Here is a 15601-nt window from a genome sequence, read left to right on the forward strand (position 1 = left end):
TATGCGGGACTGGACAAAAACGCTTCTCTCCGCCTCGTTCCGGGGGGTGAGCTTTTACGTCGAGCGGGACGATCTGGCGGGCGGGAGGCGGGCGGCAATCCACGAATACGCCGGCGGCGAGACATCGATCATCGAAGATCAGGGGAGACGGACGCGGACATTCGACGTTGCGGCCTATGTCACCGGTGACACTGCCGACGGGCGCGCGCACCGTCTGACGGCGGCGCTCGACGCGGCTGGACCCGGCATGCTGGTATTGCCGATCGACGGCGGCCAGATGGTTCATATCCTCGAATGGCGCCGCATGCGCGAGCGCGACCGCAATGGATATCTCGCTTTCGATATCAGGGCGGCGGTTCCATTCGCCGGGACGGCGTCCGGTCTGACAATTGGGGATGTCGGAGCGGCATTCTCGTCGGGACTTGCTGCGGCAAGGTCCGCATTCGGAGGGTTATTCTGATGGCTGCGGACAGGACTGTCATTCTCGACTGGGTCGCGACCGTCGTTGCCGATATCGTCACCGATGCGGAAGACGAGGCCGATATCGCAACGCGCGTTGCCGAGGCGCCTGATCTCGACAGTGCGGAATTTGCCGCCGAGATCATCGATCTGACGCGGATCATCGGCGAGAGCGTGACCGATGCGCGTGGCTTTGCGGCGTTTGTGGTCCCGGAGACGGCGGACACGGAAACGCGTGAAGCGATCGTATTCCTTTGTGCTGTCGGGCAGGCGCTGTCCGCCGGACGGGTGTCGTGGCCGTCGCGGCCGTCGGCAAGGAATGCCAGGGCGAGCCTCGGAACGATCGCCGAGGAGGCCTATGCGGTCGCAGCGCGCCTCGATCCCGATCTTTACGCATGGCTGCGCAACCTGGTGCAGGTAGCAATCCGTTTGGTTTCGGAAATTGCTGCCAATTCGACACCGATGGTGCGGGTTGCGGCGGGGGTTTCACTTCCCTCGACGGCCCTTGCCTATCAGCTCTACGGCGACGCCACGCGCGCGGCGCAACTGGTTGAGATTGCCGACAGCTCCACACCGATGCTTATGCCGGTGAGCTTCGACGCGCTCGCCAGCTGACAATTGCAAACGGACCCTGACAGATGCTTGAGACCGTGACGATTGCCGGAATGCCGCCGATCATCGGAGTTGCTATATCGATGTCCGTCGAGGAAGCGGTGCGCACGGCGAGCGTCGACCTGGTGCCCGCGGGCGATCGCGTTCCGGTTTCGGTCGGGCAGGAAGTCGTCATCAAGGCGAGCGGGACGACGGTGCTGACAGGCTATGTCCGAGACGTGTCGCCATCGCACGAGGGAGAGGCCCGGGCGCTGTCGGTCTCTCTGGTTTCGCGAACCGTCGACGCGACGGAATGCTCTGTCCTTCACAAGACCGGTGAAGTCCGGGGCAAGAGCCTCGCCGATATCGCCCGCGAATACGATGGGCTGGGTGTCGGCGTGGAGGATGACGGCGGCCTCCCGGTTGAGCCCGTGCATCGCCTTCGCGTTGGGGAAAGCCAGTTCCACACGATAGAGCGACGGGCGCGTGGGCGCGGAATTCTTATCCATGACACGCCCGAAGGCAGGCTGAAACTTGCCACCAAACCGGCCGGCACTCATTCAGGCGGTCTTCGCTTTGGTGTCAACATCAGAAGGGCGTCGGCGAGCTTCACCGAGCGCGGCCGTCACTCCAAGGTGCACGTTCGTGGACAGGCGAGCGAAGGCATCGACGCACAGCAGCTTCGCGGACAGGCGGTCGCGACCGACAGCAGTGTTTCGCGCGATCGGCCGCTGGTGTTGCAACACGAGGGCGAGTCGACGACCGACCGCATGAAAAAGCGGGCGGAATGGCAGGCCAAACGCGCCGCCGGCAATGCGGCAACGGCAGAGATCACGGTCACCGGATGGCGGGATTCTGCCGGGATAATCTGGACGCCCAACTTCCTCGTCTACGTCGAGGATGACTGGATTGGCATCAACGGCTCGATGCTGATCAAGGCCGTGACGCTGTCGCAGACCGGCGACGGCGAAGACGGCACCACGGCGACGCTCTCGCTTGCCGATCCGCGCGGCTATGGCGGCGAGAACCCGCGCGGCAGTTCCTCTGACGCCTACGCGGCGCCGGGCAAAATCACGGCCACATGGGAGCAGGAATGATGAACGGCGCGCGCTTTGAGTTCGACGGAACGATCGAGGAGAAGAAGGGGCAGCAGTTCGTCAACGGTCGCGGACGCTATGGACAGGGTTTCACGAGGCTACACCGCCCCGAGCCGCACGGCTTCGCGTCGCAGCCGATAAGCGGCGCCAAAGGATTGTTGGTCTTTCCGAACGGGCAGAGCGACGAGGGCTATGTGCTCGGCGGTGAGCATCCGGAGAAGCGCCCGACCGGTTTGCCATCGGGCGCAACGGCGCTCTACGACGCCAACGGCAACATCATTCGCCTGCTGATGTCGGAGGTCGTGATGGACTTCGCGAGCCGCACCATCACCATGATCGGAGGCGAGTGGCAGATCACCGGAAATGTCACCATTACCGGCAATCTGGAAGTCAACGGCAACATCCATGCCAGCGGTACGATCATCGACGAGCTGGGCAACACAAACCACCACGTTCACTAAAGGCGCTTCATGCTCCGGATCATTCCGCTTGATGACGGCGAGGAACCTTATCGCGCGCCCGATCTCGGTTGGGACGGCTTTAGCGGCGACCTCATTCTGAACAGTCTGACACATTCGACTTCACCCGGCGACTTCCGCGCGGAGCAAGGGTTGGCGACGCAGGTACTGATCTGCCTCATGACTGATCGCCGTGTCGAGGCTTATGAACTCAGGGACGGCGACGTCAACAAGGGCTGGGTGGGCGACAGCTTCGATCTCGGACCCGGAGAAACGGCGATCGGTTCGAAGCTCTGGCTGCTTCGCCGCTCGGCGCTCTACGAGGGGATCGAGACGCTTGCCGAAACCTATGCTCTGGAAGCGCTGCAGCCTCTGATCGACCAGGGCGCAGCGGTGCGGGCGACAGTGACGGCCACCGCTGACCGGAGAGCGAACCGGCTCGATCTCGCCATCGCGCTCTACGGCCGCGACGGTACGCAGAGCTTCAACAAGACATTCGAAATCCTCTGGAGGCAGATCGATGGCGTGGACCGTCCGCTCGCTCGCTGACATTTCCGTACGCGTTCGCGGTGCGTTTCGCGAATACCTGCCGGGTACCGATTCAGCACTCGCTACCAATTTCGTGACGGTGACGGGCAAGGTACTGGCCGCCCTTAGTCATGAATTCGAGTTGCGCATGGCCTATCTCGCGCGGCAGATCTTCCTGTCGACGGCGGATTCGCAGTTCCTCGTCCGTCATGCTGCGGACGTCGGCATCTTCCGCAAGCCGGCCGCTGCGGCCTCGGGGTCGATCGGAGGCACGGGCGAGGCCAACGTCATCTACCCCGCCGGTATCCGGTTCGTCTCGGGCGAGGTGACCTATCTGTCGGCAAGCCCGGCATCGGCGAGCCCCAGCGGCGCTATTACCTTCGCTGTGGTGTCCGAAGTCGTGGGAGCCCATTCGAACAGGGATGGAGGAGGATCGCTCGCGCTTGCAGATCCTATTCTCTGGCCGGCGCTCTCCTCGGAATGGATCATCTCTGACGACGGACTGGGCGGCGGAGCTGATATTGAGACCGACGAGGCGCTGCGGGCGCGGGCGCTGGTGCGCAAGCGCAATCCGCCTGGCGCTGGAACGCTCTCCGACTATGAGCAGATCGCCCTTGCCGTGCCTGGGGTCGCCAAGGCCTGGGCGTACCGTGACCCGGCGGGACCGGGCTTCGTCGCCGTGCTTTTCCTCTTCAACGGGAGGCCGAACCTCATCCCGACGGATAGCGATGTCGAGGTCGTCCAGGCGGCGATCGACGCGAAGCGGTTGATAAGGGTCGACGACAGTGTGGCTGCGGCGCCCGTAGCCAAGTCCGTCGATCTCACCATTTCCGGTCTCGTGACCGATACGACCGCGGTGCGAGAAGCGATCTCCTCGGCTGTCGCAACGGTGCTCCTCGAAAAGGGCAAGCCGGGCGTTACGGGCGACGTCTTCATGTTCTCGCGCTCATGGATTGACGAGGCGATCTCCGCGGTGATCGACGAGGATCGTCACCTGCTGGTAGAGCCTGCCGGCGATGTGATGCTGACCGGCGGCGAATACGCCGTGCTCGGAGAGATCACCTATGTCTCGTAGCCCGGTCTTCCACACCATCACGAGGGGTTACACTGAAGGTACTTCGACGGCAGTTGCGGAGCCGGCTGACGCGCTGAGCGCACCGACGAACGACGATCTGATCACGGCAGGGTTGTCGCTTTGGCCGCAAGGGGCGGCGTGGGGATCGCCGGACGGGGAGGCGGTTCCGCTCTCGTCCAATCTGGCGCGGTTCACGCGTGTCCTCCTTGACGGTCTCGTCTTGCTCTATGCGAGGGCCTTTCGTGTCGCGATAGAGGCAAGCCCACGCGGGGCGGCGGAGCTGCTCGACGCATGGGAGGATGATCACGGGCTTCCGGAACCCTGCTTCAGTGGAGACCGCACCACCACGGAAAGGCTTTCCGCGCTGGCAGACAAGGTGAGGGGCGGGGCTGTCGCTCATCCAACCGACTTTATCCGGGTTGCTGCCGCCTATGGTTTCGAGATCGAGATCGAGGAACCGGACATCTTCACCTGCGGATTGTCCGAGTGCGCCAGCTATCATGAGACGGGGGACGGCTCGGAAGAGACCTACTGGATCGTTCGCGTGAAGGATTCAGGTTTCAGCTACTTCGAGGCCGGCGCTGGCGAGTGCGGTTACGACCCGCTCTTCTCCTTCGGTGTTGCAGAGGAAATCCTCTGCTTGCTGCGCAAGCTGGCGCCGGCATGGACGATCCCCGTGCTTATGCCGTGGATCGATTACGCGCTGCTGATCACCGACAGCAACGCCCCAATCATCGACGAATACGGCAATCCGCTGTTCGTCTCGCTCTGAGCCCAGAACCTACGAGAGGTCATCATGAAGTATAGCCCGCCTTATGGCAGCTCAGATCCGAACGCTGCCTATGTGGACCGCAATACGGCTGGCGCCCAGTCAGGCTCACGTGTGCCCGCCATGGCCGTCGAGGCGGCGCAGCGCGAGATCGTCGCTGTCATCACAGACGCCGGCCTCACGCCCGACTCGGCCGACATGACGCAGCTCCTTCAAGCTATCGCCCTGAAGATCGCGGCGGCGACCGGCGGCGGCGCCGTGGAAAATTATCTCCTCATGACGCAGGCGCGTGCTCGCCTGCCTATATTCCCGGAGGTGCTGACGAGCGACGGGCGCTTGCCCGTCGTCTCTCCTTCGACCGGGCAGATACGTGTGCCGGCTGGTTATGAGTTTCTGCACCGCGGCATTTTCTCTGTGACGACGGTGCAGGCGGATTTCGCGACAGCCGGCAACAAGACCTATCATCTCCGCTGGTCGCCGACGGCCGGTTTTGCGCTCAAGGATGTCTCCGACCTGACCTACAATTCGAGTTCGCTTGCCGAGTCCAGCGCGACTTTCGATTCGAAGTATGACGACATGCTGGTTAGCCGCGTGGTCACCAGTTCCGGCAATATTCCGACGATCACCAATCTGGTGAACGTCGCCAGGGTGATCGAGGAAATGACGGCCTCCGGGACGATCACGACGCTCCCCTATAGCAACGCTTCCGAAGGCAGTGCCTCGATCGTTTACAATCTCGCGCGCACCCCGAAAATCAGCGTTACGCCCCGCGAGATCAACACCGGAGCAAACGAGGGCGGAAGCTTTCCGAGCAGCTCCTCCCACGATCACGACTTCTTTCTGCAGACGACCGCAAAGACCAGATATGGCGCGACATTCCGCATGCTGCGGGATTTCTCGCTCAATGATTTTGCCCTGAACGTGGTGGTATTCGCATGAGCACGATTGTCATTGCCGGTGAAGCCATCGAAGCCCTTCGCATCGATGAACTCAGTTCCGACAATTCCTCGGACCTCTCGGGCGTCAGCTTCCCTGTCATGCGCGACGGTCAGACCGGGAGAACGGACGGTGGAGCAATCAAGGACTACGTTCGCGAGGAGATGATTGATCTCGTCCCAGAGCTTCAGGCCGGCAGCATCGCCGTCACCAACGAGGATGGGACAAGCCGGGAAGAGAAGACGCTCGCCGAGCTAGGGGACATTCTCGGTGCGGCTGTGTGGACGAGCGGCCAGTATCGTACGCTGCGCGCGCGCGGGCGGGACACCTATTGCATCCTCGATGCGCCCGGCAACCCGGACCCGACAGGCGGCAATCTGAGCACTACGGCACTTCAAGCGATGACGGCGGAAGCCAACGCGGGCAAGGGCGTCAAGCTCGATCTGCTCTATGGAAACTATCGCATAGACACGGGCCTGAAATTTACGAAGCCTGTCGAGATTGTGGGGCGCGGTCGTGGGTACTGGCATCCGAAGCCGCCAAGCGCTGGCGATGGTGTATCGAGCGAAGCGCCAACGCAAATCATCCTGACCGGTACGGGGCCGAAAGCTTACACCGTGCACGGCATCAGTTCCATGCTCGTGAGCGGGGGTGTAGTAACGAACCCTTCCGCCTCTCTAGGGAACGATTCGGCTTATCGGTTATCGTCGTTCGAAACGGCCGTCGCGACTGCGGCAGGGCGTTCCCGCAAGGCGTTCTCCGCCGGTTTGTGGTTCGCGCCAGGTGCTGCGGGCTCGCGCCTTTCTGGGCTTCGGATCATTCCGGATGGAGGCGGAGTCAATGGTCTTGACAAGTACATTACCGCTGGCCTCGCGACTGACGCGTGGGCTGCGGATTGGGATGTCGGTCTCGTCATCGAGATGGCAAACCAGATGCTTATCAAGGATGTTGAAAGCGTCGGCCACTTCCGGATGATGGGGGAACTGCTTCTCGCCATCCCTGCGAATCCGGCAGATTCCGCTATACCCGCGATGTGGGGCATCGCGCATGAGAACGTCCAGACAGCGGGCTTCCGTGCAACGGAAATCCGCGGCGCGGACGCTTTCCGCTGCGTCACGGTTGGGGCCGACTATATCGAGGTTCCCTGGGCGGACGATCACCCGTTCGACCCTTCGGCCTTCAGCTACATCGGTTATGGCACGGGATTGTTCACCTTGGTCGGGTCCACGACCTTCACGGGGATATCCAAGGTCGGTAGCAATCTGCGGCTGACGGGTGTGGTATCCGCAGGCTCGATTTCGGTAGGCAACCACATCTATGCCCGCCGTTTTGGTGGCGGGACATCCCACGTAACGTGGGACAACAACTGCAAGTTTGCGGGCATGCAGCATCAATCGGGCAACGTCTGCCATAGCAGCGCGCTCGGTGCGAATGCCATGCCATCCCCTGGCGCGGCATTCGTTGCGTCCGGTTGGCGCATGACTGAGCTTGAAATCTATGGAGCGATCCAGACAATCGAAGAAGTTGCAATTCATGTTCACGCACTGTCCGGATCAAGGATCATCGTGCAGGACGAAGGCAGCGGCCCCAAGCCATCACGTATCATCACCTCGCTCGGCGAGGCTGACAACGCCCGGGTCGCGAACCCGGCCGGGCGCACTCAGTACTGCTTCATCGACGGCATCCGCGGGATGAAGAATGACACAGGAATTGATACGAGGCCTGTGTTGGACAATGCCGCTGCGAGCAGCGCTTACCCATCAGACACGGGCTTGTTCGCGCTTGCGTCGAACATGGAGGTCCCCTCCATGGAGTTTACCAAGGCGGACGGCAGCCGCTCGTTTTACTTCGACCGCACTAACTTATGGAACAGTCACAGCGCCCATAACTTACCCAGCGTCGACAACACTTATGACGACGGCAGCACCTCGTTCAGAAAGCGCTCCGACTTCGCGCGCCAGCAGTTTTTTGGCACTGGGCAAGCCTCGCTAACCGGAGGTGCTGGAACGCCGATCGGGAGTGTCGGCGGCAACCGCGGCACGGTGTACGTCGATGAGAGCACTGGCAAGGTATACGTCAAGCCAACGTCCACCGGGAACTCCGACTGGAGGGAGCTCCCTCAAATCCTCACAGGCTCCACCACATGGGACCCTGCGAGCCTGGCGGACGGAGCCGGCGCCTCGTACAACGTCACCGTCACGGGTGCCGTACTAGGGGACTATTGCATTCCGTCGTTCTCGTTGAACACACAAGCGATGATCCTGACCGCACACGTGACCTCGGCGGACACAGTTACGGTCAGGCTGCAGAACGAGACCGGAAGCACGATCGACCTTGCGTCGGGAACACTTAGGGTTGCCGTGTTCAAGCAGTGATCAGCGTTTGAAACGCTCTTGGTACAAGCGGTCATCAACTGCGCTCAGGTATGCCTGCAACGCCGGGATGTTCTCTGTCGGGATGTCAAGGAAGTCCGCAACCTTGATCACATATTCCATCGAGAATTGCCCGTCGAATAGTGCATTGGCGACCGGGATAGCGTCCTGTTTAAATTCGTTATCCCGGTCGGCTGCCATGCCTAGATGATGCACAATTGACATCTGCTGGAAATCGAGTTCCTTCTTCCGCGCCTTTCTGGCCGTGAAGAGGCTCAGTACGTTGCTAACCGGCTTCATCGGAATCCTCTCATTCATCTGCAAGTTTTTCACTGTCGCCACTAACCCGAAAGCGATGCTTCATCTCGGTGATGAGGTCAAGCAATTCCTCTCGCTCGATCAACATGCCAGTGAGGGGGGCTGTAAACGGACTGCCGAACGCACGCCGCGTGGAACAGTTCCTCGATCGAACGTCTCGCTTTCGCCAGGCTATCCCGGTTGTATTGCACGCCTTACGCAATCATAAAGGGTTTTGGCAGGAACTGGAGAAATGGCGGCCGAAGCAATTCACGTATTCTGCGCGAGATCGCTTTGATTTGTGGAGCAGACTTTCATGTTTGCTTAATAAGGTGGAAGGATAGCGGCCTTGCGCTTGCCCGATAGCATCGAGCAGCAATCTTAAACTCATGGGCTGCCTTCTGATAGTTCACCTTCTCAATCGCTTGCCGTCCCCTGTCCCTAATTTCTTTCGTACTGGCCGGCTTTCTTGACACCAGGCGAGATTCCGATCGCTATTTGCTAACCTGCATCTATCCTCGGTATCGAGGTGCGCCTCGAGCCGTAGTAACTTCAGTCGGCTCGTCTATTTTGGTCCGTCCGATGTTTGGGGCATCTTCCGTCTCAAACTTCTTTGCGGTATAGGAGCACCGTCTCGCGAGGACCAGTTCCGTCTCAGCGAGACGTCCTCGCTCGCGAATCGCGTTTCCATTGTGCGGTATCGTTACGGACTGTTCTTTAGGGATGTGATCTTGGCCAATACAATTCAATTCTCCAACGTTTTTATAGCCTCGGACATCTTGTCCACCAGTATGAAAGAGCAGGATAGCAACCTTAGGTGGCTGCAGGATCTGTTTAGCCGGCCACTATCAAATGGTTCCGGAGTGGCTGTCGCGGTGGCGTCGAGGCGGTGGAACGACGCATTCGGGTTCGAACGCGAGCGGTTCTTTGAACTCTCCGGAATGGCCGTCGACCTTGAGGAAACTCAGATTTTTTTTGAGGCTTCGAAGGTGGCGGATGCGTCCATCGACTACTTTAGGCAGCACTTTCCGCCAGGTAGCGTTATTTTCGGCTACGAGCTGAGCGCCGCAACGCGGGAAGTTATCGATCGATCCGGGCTCACATATATCGATATGTGGCTGCATCCAATAAGGTTTTTGGATGACCTTCTGTTTGCGTTCAACTCGAACGACCATGAATTTAAGGAGCGGATGTCGTCATTCGAATTGCCTGAAGAGTTGAGCTACGTCTATGCGGGCCGGCTGAGGGTGCAGATGTACCGCGGCAAGCCGCGCATTAGCAACGATCTCAAGCCGCACAGCGCGCTTTACGTGGGGCAAACCTTAAAAGACAAAGCTATCGCGTCTGACCGGGGGATGTTGAGCCTACTCAACTTTTGTCCTGAGTTCGATGCCGCTGCCCAACGCTACCATCACATCTATTACTCACGGCACCCGTTCGTGAAGAACGGAGACGAAAAGACACTCTCCTATGCCCGCGGGTTTAAGAACGTTTCGCTAACAGAGAATCCTACTTACATGCTGCTGGCATCGGACGAAATTGAGTTCGTATTCACGATATCATCGTCTGTGGTTACCGAGGCAAAGTATTTCGGAAAAGAAACTCAATACCTTTTTAAGCCTCCTGTTCGAATTTACTCTGACGATGGGTACTGTAGTTTGCTGCACAACTATCTCTTTTCTGACTTCTGGAGATATGTGTTTTCGGGCGGTGAACGGCCCGACGCTCGATCTATCAATTTCATTGACGGTAGAAACAAGGTTCGGGATATGTTGAATTGGTATTGGGGCTTCAGGCAAATCGATCGCCTAGAGGGCCTCTATAACAATGTCTCCTCCCTTCTTGCGCGGAAGGGGTAATTCTATGCTCAACATTTCCGCGGCAAAAGTACGGATCGGGGCGGCAGACGTCGTCTCCTTCGACGTCTTTGACACGTTGATCCGCCGGAACGTCGATTCCCCCCGTGACGTTTTCCATCTGATGAAAGGTGCGGCCAGCGAGTTGTCTGACGGGCACGTGTCGGACTTTAAGACCACTCGCGTGCATGCCGAGAAGGCGGCATTGAAGAAGGCCCGCGAAGGCGGTGTAGAGGAAGTAACGTTCGATCAAATCTATCAGGAGTTTAAAAAGTTAACTGGGATTGACGACGTCACAATTTCTCGCCTGCAGGAGTTGGAAGTTGAGACGGAGCTTCGTTGCGTAGATGTGCGTATTATCGGACGCGACCTGTTTCACTACGCGAAGATGCTCAATAAGAGAATTATCCTCGCCTCCGATATGTATCTACCGCGATCAGTGATCCTCGAGTTGCTGGATCGTGCTGGCATTAATGGATATTCGACTCTTTACCTGTCGAATGAATTGATGAAGACAAAGCGCGAAGGTGATCTCTTTGTTCACATTCTGCAAGATTTGAGAATAAACCCTTCGCAGATGGTCCATGTCGGTGACAATCCCATAGGTGATTTGTCGTCGCCGAATGCGCTCGACATTGCCACCATCCATTTACCCAGATCGGTGGTGAATTTTCGGAAATCTTCGGAGTTCGCGGTAAGGCTAGCCGCAGCTGGAAAGAAGCGCTGGTCGCTTACAAAGAGTGTTGTCGATGCGTTGATAGCAGATCGTTTCTTTGATGCGGCTGACAGCCGCACTGAGGATTCGTTCTTTCGTGACGATCCGTTCCAGTTCGGCTACACGGCTCTCGGGCCTGCTATCTTGGGTATGAGCTTCTGGCTCTATCGTGAGGCCAAGTCGGATAGAGTGAAGAAACTCTTCTTCCTGTCGCGAGACGGCCTGGTTATGAAGCGTGTCTTCGACGAACTGTTCCCTGCTGAAGAAAGTGGGATCGAGACGGACTATCTTTATTGTTCCCGCAGAATGTCTCGGGTGGCTCTCATCCGAAACAGGATCGATCTTTTGCAACCGGTAGGTCGGCGAATATTCGCTTCTACCCTCGAAAGCTGGCTGGAGCAAAATTACGGTGTCGCTCCGGGACAAATAGACCCACTTGTGGCTGAGCGACATGGTTTCTCGGGCCTTGATGCTATCATTGACAACAATACAGATCGCGAAACTCTGTCTGCGCTGGTCGTGGACATTGAGGACACCTTGCTCGCCATCGCCGCGGGTGAAAGGGCAGCGCTGATGCGGTATCTTGCCGAGAAAGGCGTCGGTGGCGGCGAGCACGCGGTTGTGGACATTGGATATGCCGGCACCATGCAGGAGGCTCTAACTACACTGCTCAGGACAGATCTCAAAGGATATTACTTTGCGGTGTTCAATACGGCTTCTGGCGTGAAGAACCAGCTTGACCTTAAAGGATACGTTTCACATTTCGGCGTGGACGACAACTCGTCCCTCGGTATCTGTACGCACAGGTTCATATACGAAAGCCTCATCTGCAGTAGTGAGGATAGCGTCTTGAAAATGACCGAGACCGAGGCTGGCGTAAAGCCGGTGGGGCGACCGAACAAGTTAGATTTGCGGCGCAAGTGCTTTGTGGACTACGCTCATTCAGGCGTGGTTGCATTGGCAAGGGAATATAAGAATAACTCTCCAGTTGCTCCTGCAACCTCGATCCTTCCCCCAGAGTCAAGCACGCTGATTCTTGATTTGTACCTTCGAAAGCCGATGCCGAAAGATGTTCCGCTGCTCTACGGTATCGCTTTCGAGGATATCTATGGCGTAGAGAAGGAAAGATATTTGGCTGTTGAGCCGGCTATAATGGAACAACTTGAGCCAAGCCAGATCATCTGGAAAGAGAGTATTGCGATACAGTCAGAAACTGTACAAGCGCCGCCCGATGCGCCAGCTAAAAAACCAGCTAAGAAACCAGCTAAGAAACCAGCTAAAAAACTGACCGCAACGAGTGTGCTGGGCAAAGCAAAAGACGCTTTCGCTGATAAGAACTTCACTGCAGCCGCTGAGGGCTTCATGGAGGTTTTTGAGATGGACCCTAGGAAGTCGAACTATTTGCGGGCGGCCGCCGAGGCATATTTCAAGGCGGGGAACAGGCCTCTCGCGGTGGCAAAGCTTTCCCAATATCGAAAACTGACCCCGAAGAACCGTCGCGCTAGATACAGACTTTGGGTAATGCGCTTTCCGACGTTGGGCAAGATAATCGGCCAGAACGAATTCGTGCTGCGATAAAACAATGTTGGCGGTGGCTTCAGTGCTCCGCCAACCTCGTTTAGCATCGTGTGAGATTTCTTATCGCATGACCGTACATGCGGCCGTCAAAGTTTTCGGCGCAGTCGGGCGGGAAGAACTTTGAAAGCCGATCAACATCCCCAGAGTCGTAGTCGAGGGTAGGGAGCTCGACTGGCGCCTTTGGCACCATCACGGTGATGTTGTAATCATAATTCATTATGAGAGCACTAGAGCAGTCGTTACCGGCGAGAACGAACTGATACAACAATATTCCTGCGTTCCACAGGGTGACGTGTCCCCCGACTATCGGATGTTTCAACGGGGGGACCGTGACAGCGAGCCAGCCATTGTCGTTAAGGTGAGACAGGCATTTTTTAAGGAACAAGTTCGGATTCACCTGGTGCTCCAGAACGTGGCTGCACCAAACGAGATCGTACTTTTCGGTTGACTTGAAAGTCATGAAGTCGCCAATGGTCTTGCGTATGTTCGGGTGGCGCTCGGTATCCGCCAAAGCCTCTGAGTTCTGGACATAGATCGAAGTTCCGTAGTCAACGCAATGAACCATCTTGTTGGCCTGAGCGAAGCGCAACGCGTGCTCTTCACCGCCGGAACCGACATCGAGAACTGAGTTAATTCCAGGAAGCGAAAGGGCATGGGAAAGCGCCACCCCAGACCGCATTCTTCTGAGATCAGGCTTGGTTCTCATCTGCCAGAAGAGTGATTCAAGTTGATGTGTAAAATTAGCCTTGTTGGCTTTAGCGATAGCGGCCTTTAGGGAACGTTCGGCCTCCTGAATGAACCCAATCTCCATCAGAACTTTAGCGTAGAATGTTATCTCGTCGATGCTGGCGTGTCGCTCGTCCACCTTGAATAGGTATGCAATTCCTTCAGCTTGCTGCTTTTGCCCCTTCGAGATGAGCGCTCTGATTTTTTGGAGAGCTTCCCTTTTAACACTCGCGTCTGACATCAAATTTCCCCGTTGTGAGGGGGAACGCTTATAGTTCAAACACGGCCTGATCAACTAGCCAAGACATTTGAATCCTCTTCGCTGCAAACCTGCCACACATCTGTAAGCTAACCAACAACCACGCGGCATTCTTTGCCTCGGTGCGCCGCCGCGCGCTCTAAGCCCAATTGAAACCCACATACGATCACGACCACGTCTCAGCGTGGCCGCGCCCTCATGCGTGGTCGATAGGCCTCCAAACTCAAAGGACAGAGCTATGAATTTTGAACAGTGGCTGCAAAGCCGGCTGACCGCGCACGGCTACCCTGTCGGCACGATCGACGAAGTGATCGGGCCTGTTACCGTCAATGCCCTCAAGGCATTCCAGAAGGCGCGCGGCGTCGAGGTAACGGGTGCAGCGGACGGAACGACCGTCAGTTTCTTGCGTATGCCGGCAAGCACCGTGCTGCCTGAGAACGCCGTCGCGGGTCGTGACGTTCAGCCGGCAACCGAAGCGCATCAACCGTCGGGCACGGTCTGGCCACGGCAAGCGGACTGCATGTCGTTTTACGGCCCGGTTGGTCAGCGACAGACCACGATCGATATCCCTTTCGACATGTATCTCGCATGGGACAAGGGCACGCGCGTGCGGAAGATGACGCTGCATGAGAAGGTCGCGATTTCGGCCGGCATCGCGCTCAACAAGATTGCCGGCATCTATTCCGCGGCAGAGCGCAAGTCGCTCGGTATCGATCTGTTCGGCGGCTCGCTGAACGTTCGGCGCATGCGGGGCGGCTCCAGCTATTCGATGCATAGCTGGGGTATTGCCATCGATTTCGATCCGGAGCGCAACCAGCTGAACTGGGGACGGGACAAGGCGCGGCTTGCGCAGCCCGACGCCGTGCCGTTCTGGGTGGCATGGGAAAGCGAGGGCTGGCTTAGCCTCGGCCGCGCCAAGAACTTCGACTGGATGCATGTGCAGGCGGCGAGGCTCTGATGGATCGGTCATGGTTCTGGCGGCGTGTGGCCGTGTTCAGCACGCTTGGCGTCTGCTTTGCTCTTCTCTTCTGGCTTGCGCTGTTCGGCAAGGATACCGGCCTCAACCGCGACATAGTCAGCGGTGCGTTTATGCTGCTCGGAATCGTCATCACCGGCTACGTCTTCGGCGCGGTCTGGGATGACAAGATCAAGGGCAGCGAGCGCCGGTCGCCGGACGAGACGAGGCCGCTCCCATGAGTGTTCTCGTTTCGATTGTCAAACAGATCGGGTTCGCCGGCTGCGTCATCCTCGCGCTGCTGGCCTACTACGAAGGACTTCCGATCGTCCGCGAGATCCCCTTCGTCGACCGGGTTCCGTTCCTTCGTGACGTCATCGTCGGGCGGGTGAAGACGGAAAGAGCCAAGGCCGCCGAAGCCGCGATCGAGGGCTACGTGCAGCGCTCCAAGTTGGCCGCCGCAAATGCGCTCTTGGCCAAGGCGAATGAGGAGGCCTTGCTCGCGACCCGCAAGGCCAGAGAAGCGGAGGCGCAGGCGAAAGCCGCGCGTATCGCCGAAAAACAAGCAAACGAAAGGTTGGAAGATGCGATTGCCAAGGACACTGGCGACGATGGCTGCACTTGGTCTGACGGCGATCTTGAGTGGCTGCGGAACCACTGACCAGATCCGCCAGGCAGAGCAAGCCGCTGCGACAACGGCGACCGCTTCGGCCTCGACAGGCCTTCCCGATTGGCCGGACTACTGCCGCGACAAAATGCCGGGCGTTGATCCGAAGGTGGGCGAGAAAGCCCGCTGGACGATCAAGCGCTGGGAGATCGTCCACGAAAACGATAATGCCCGCACCGCATGGTGCGCGGGCTTCTACGACGACGTGCGGGCGAGTGTGGCAAACCCCGCTGTATCTATAGCACCGAACTAACTGGAGCCGA

General features: G+C 58.3%; 17 protein-coding genes. 15 read left to right on the forward strand and 2 right to left on the reverse strand.

Features of this window, described 5'->3' with window-relative positions; all coding sequences use genetic code 11:
- Nucleotide 1: 1 nt before the first annotated feature.
- Genes F3Y30_RS11860 through F3Y30_RS11900 form a run of 9 tightly spaced genes read left to right on the forward strand, consistent with a single transcriptional unit; the run spans nt 2 to nt 8288 of the window.
- On the forward strand, nt 2-460 hold the full coding sequence (locus tag F3Y30_RS11860) for a DNA circularization N-terminal domain-containing protein (RefSeq protein ID WP_203422923.1): 459 nt from the start codon (nt 2-4) through the stop codon (nt 458-460).
- Nucleotides 460-1074: a hypothetical protein gene (locus tag F3Y30_RS11865; RefSeq protein WP_203422924.1), complete on the forward strand. Its 615-nt coding sequence runs from the start codon at nt 460-462 to the stop codon at nt 1072-1074. The genes F3Y30_RS11860 and F3Y30_RS11865 overlap by 1 nt, the downstream gene beginning before the upstream one ends.
- A gap of 23 nt (nt 1075-1097) precedes the next feature.
- Nucleotides 1098-2147, forward strand: coding sequence for a hypothetical protein (locus F3Y30_RS11870; RefSeq protein WP_203422925.1), 1050 nt, complete (start codon nt 1098-1100; stop codon nt 2145-2147).
- The gene (locus F3Y30_RS11875) at nt 2144-2608 is read left to right on the forward strand and encodes a phage baseplate assembly protein (RefSeq protein ID WP_203422926.1); all 465 of its coding nucleotides are present in this window, start codon (nt 2144-2146) and stop codon (nt 2606-2608) included. Before F3Y30_RS11870 ends, F3Y30_RS11875 begins: the two co-directional genes overlap by 4 nt.
- Nucleotides 2609-2617: 9 nt before the next feature.
- Nucleotides 2618-3154: a phage GP46 family protein gene (locus F3Y30_RS11880; protein ID WP_203422927.1), complete on the forward strand. Its 537-nt coding sequence runs from the start codon at nt 2618-2620 to the stop codon at nt 3152-3154.
- The gene (locus F3Y30_RS11885) at nt 3126-4208 is read left to right on the forward strand and encodes a baseplate J/gp47 family protein (RefSeq protein ID WP_203422928.1); all 1083 of its coding nucleotides are present in this window, start codon (nt 3126-3128) and stop codon (nt 4206-4208) included. The genes F3Y30_RS11880 and F3Y30_RS11885 overlap by 29 nt, the downstream gene beginning before the upstream one ends.
- A complete protein-coding gene (locus F3Y30_RS11890; protein ID WP_203422929.1) occupies nt 4198-4980 on the forward strand; it encodes a putative phage tail protein in 783 nt (260 codons plus the stop codon). The genes F3Y30_RS11885 and F3Y30_RS11890 overlap by 11 nt, the downstream gene beginning before the upstream one ends.
- A gap of 24 nt (nt 4981-5004) precedes the next feature.
- Nucleotides 5005-5916, forward strand: a complete 912-nt coding sequence (locus F3Y30_RS11895; protein ID WP_203422930.1) for a hypothetical protein — start codon at nt 5005-5007, stop codon at nt 5914-5916.
- Complete coding sequence (locus tag F3Y30_RS11900; protein ID WP_203422931.1) at nt 5913-8288, forward strand: hypothetical protein; 2376 nt, start codon at nt 5913-5915, stop codon at nt 8286-8288. Before F3Y30_RS11895 ends, F3Y30_RS11900 begins: the two co-directional genes overlap by 4 nt.
- Here F3Y30_RS11900 and F3Y30_RS11905 read toward each other — a convergent pair whose 3' ends face one another.
- Nucleotides 8289-8603, reverse strand: coding sequence for a hypothetical protein (locus tag F3Y30_RS11905; protein ID WP_203422932.1), 315 nt, complete (start codon nt 8601-8603; stop codon nt 8289-8291). It abuts the gene before it with no gap.
- A gap of 710 nt (nt 8604-9313) precedes the next feature.
- On the opposite strand from F3Y30_RS11905, the gene F3Y30_RS11910 reads away from it, so the two are divergent.
- Together F3Y30_RS11910 and F3Y30_RS11915 are read left to right on the forward strand one after the other, a co-directional pair.
- Nucleotides 9314-10441, forward strand: a complete 1128-nt coding sequence (locus F3Y30_RS11910) for a hypothetical protein (RefSeq protein ID WP_203422933.1) — start codon at nt 9314-9316, stop codon at nt 10439-10441.
- A 4-nt stretch (nt 10442-10445) separates the two neighbouring features.
- A complete protein-coding gene (locus F3Y30_RS11915) occupies nt 10446-12731 on the forward strand; it encodes an HAD family hydrolase (RefSeq protein ID WP_203422934.1) in 2286 nt (761 codons plus the stop codon).
- A gap of 40 nt (nt 12732-12771) precedes the next feature.
- Here F3Y30_RS11915 and F3Y30_RS11920 read toward each other — a convergent pair whose 3' ends face one another.
- A complete protein-coding gene (locus tag F3Y30_RS11920) occupies nt 12772-13698 on the reverse strand; it encodes a class I SAM-dependent methyltransferase (RefSeq protein WP_203422935.1) in 927 nt (308 codons plus the stop codon).
- A 256-nt stretch (nt 13699-13954) separates the two neighbouring features.
- Here F3Y30_RS11920 and F3Y30_RS11925 point away from each other — a divergent pair, with 256 nt between their 5' ends.
- The 4 genes from F3Y30_RS11925 to F3Y30_RS11940 are packed head-to-tail and all read left to right on the forward strand — an operon-like array spanning nt 13955 to nt 15591.
- A complete protein-coding gene (locus F3Y30_RS11925) occupies nt 13955-14674 on the forward strand; it encodes a peptidoglycan-binding protein (protein WP_203422936.1) in 720 nt (239 codons plus the stop codon).
- Entirely contained in the window at nt 14674-14913 is a 240-nt protein-coding gene (locus tag F3Y30_RS11930) for a hypothetical protein (protein WP_203422937.1), read from the forward strand. The genes F3Y30_RS11925 and F3Y30_RS11930 overlap by 1 nt, the downstream gene beginning before the upstream one ends.
- The gene (locus F3Y30_RS11935) at nt 14910-15332 is read left to right on the forward strand and encodes a hypothetical protein (RefSeq protein ID WP_203422938.1); all 423 of its coding nucleotides are present in this window, start codon (nt 14910-14912) and stop codon (nt 15330-15332) included. The genes F3Y30_RS11930 and F3Y30_RS11935 overlap by 4 nt, the downstream gene beginning before the upstream one ends.
- Complete coding sequence (locus F3Y30_RS11940) at nt 15283-15591, forward strand: hypothetical protein (protein WP_246752722.1); 309 nt, start codon at nt 15283-15285, stop codon at nt 15589-15591. The genes F3Y30_RS11935 and F3Y30_RS11940 overlap by 50 nt, the downstream gene beginning before the upstream one ends.
- Nucleotides 15592-15601 lie beyond the last annotated feature (10 nt).

Origin of the sequence: Sinorhizobium sp. BG8, from assembly GCF_016864555.1 — a bacterium.
In the GTDB taxonomy this organism is placed as follows: domain Bacteria; phylum Pseudomonadota; class Alphaproteobacteria; order Rhizobiales; family Rhizobiaceae; genus BG8.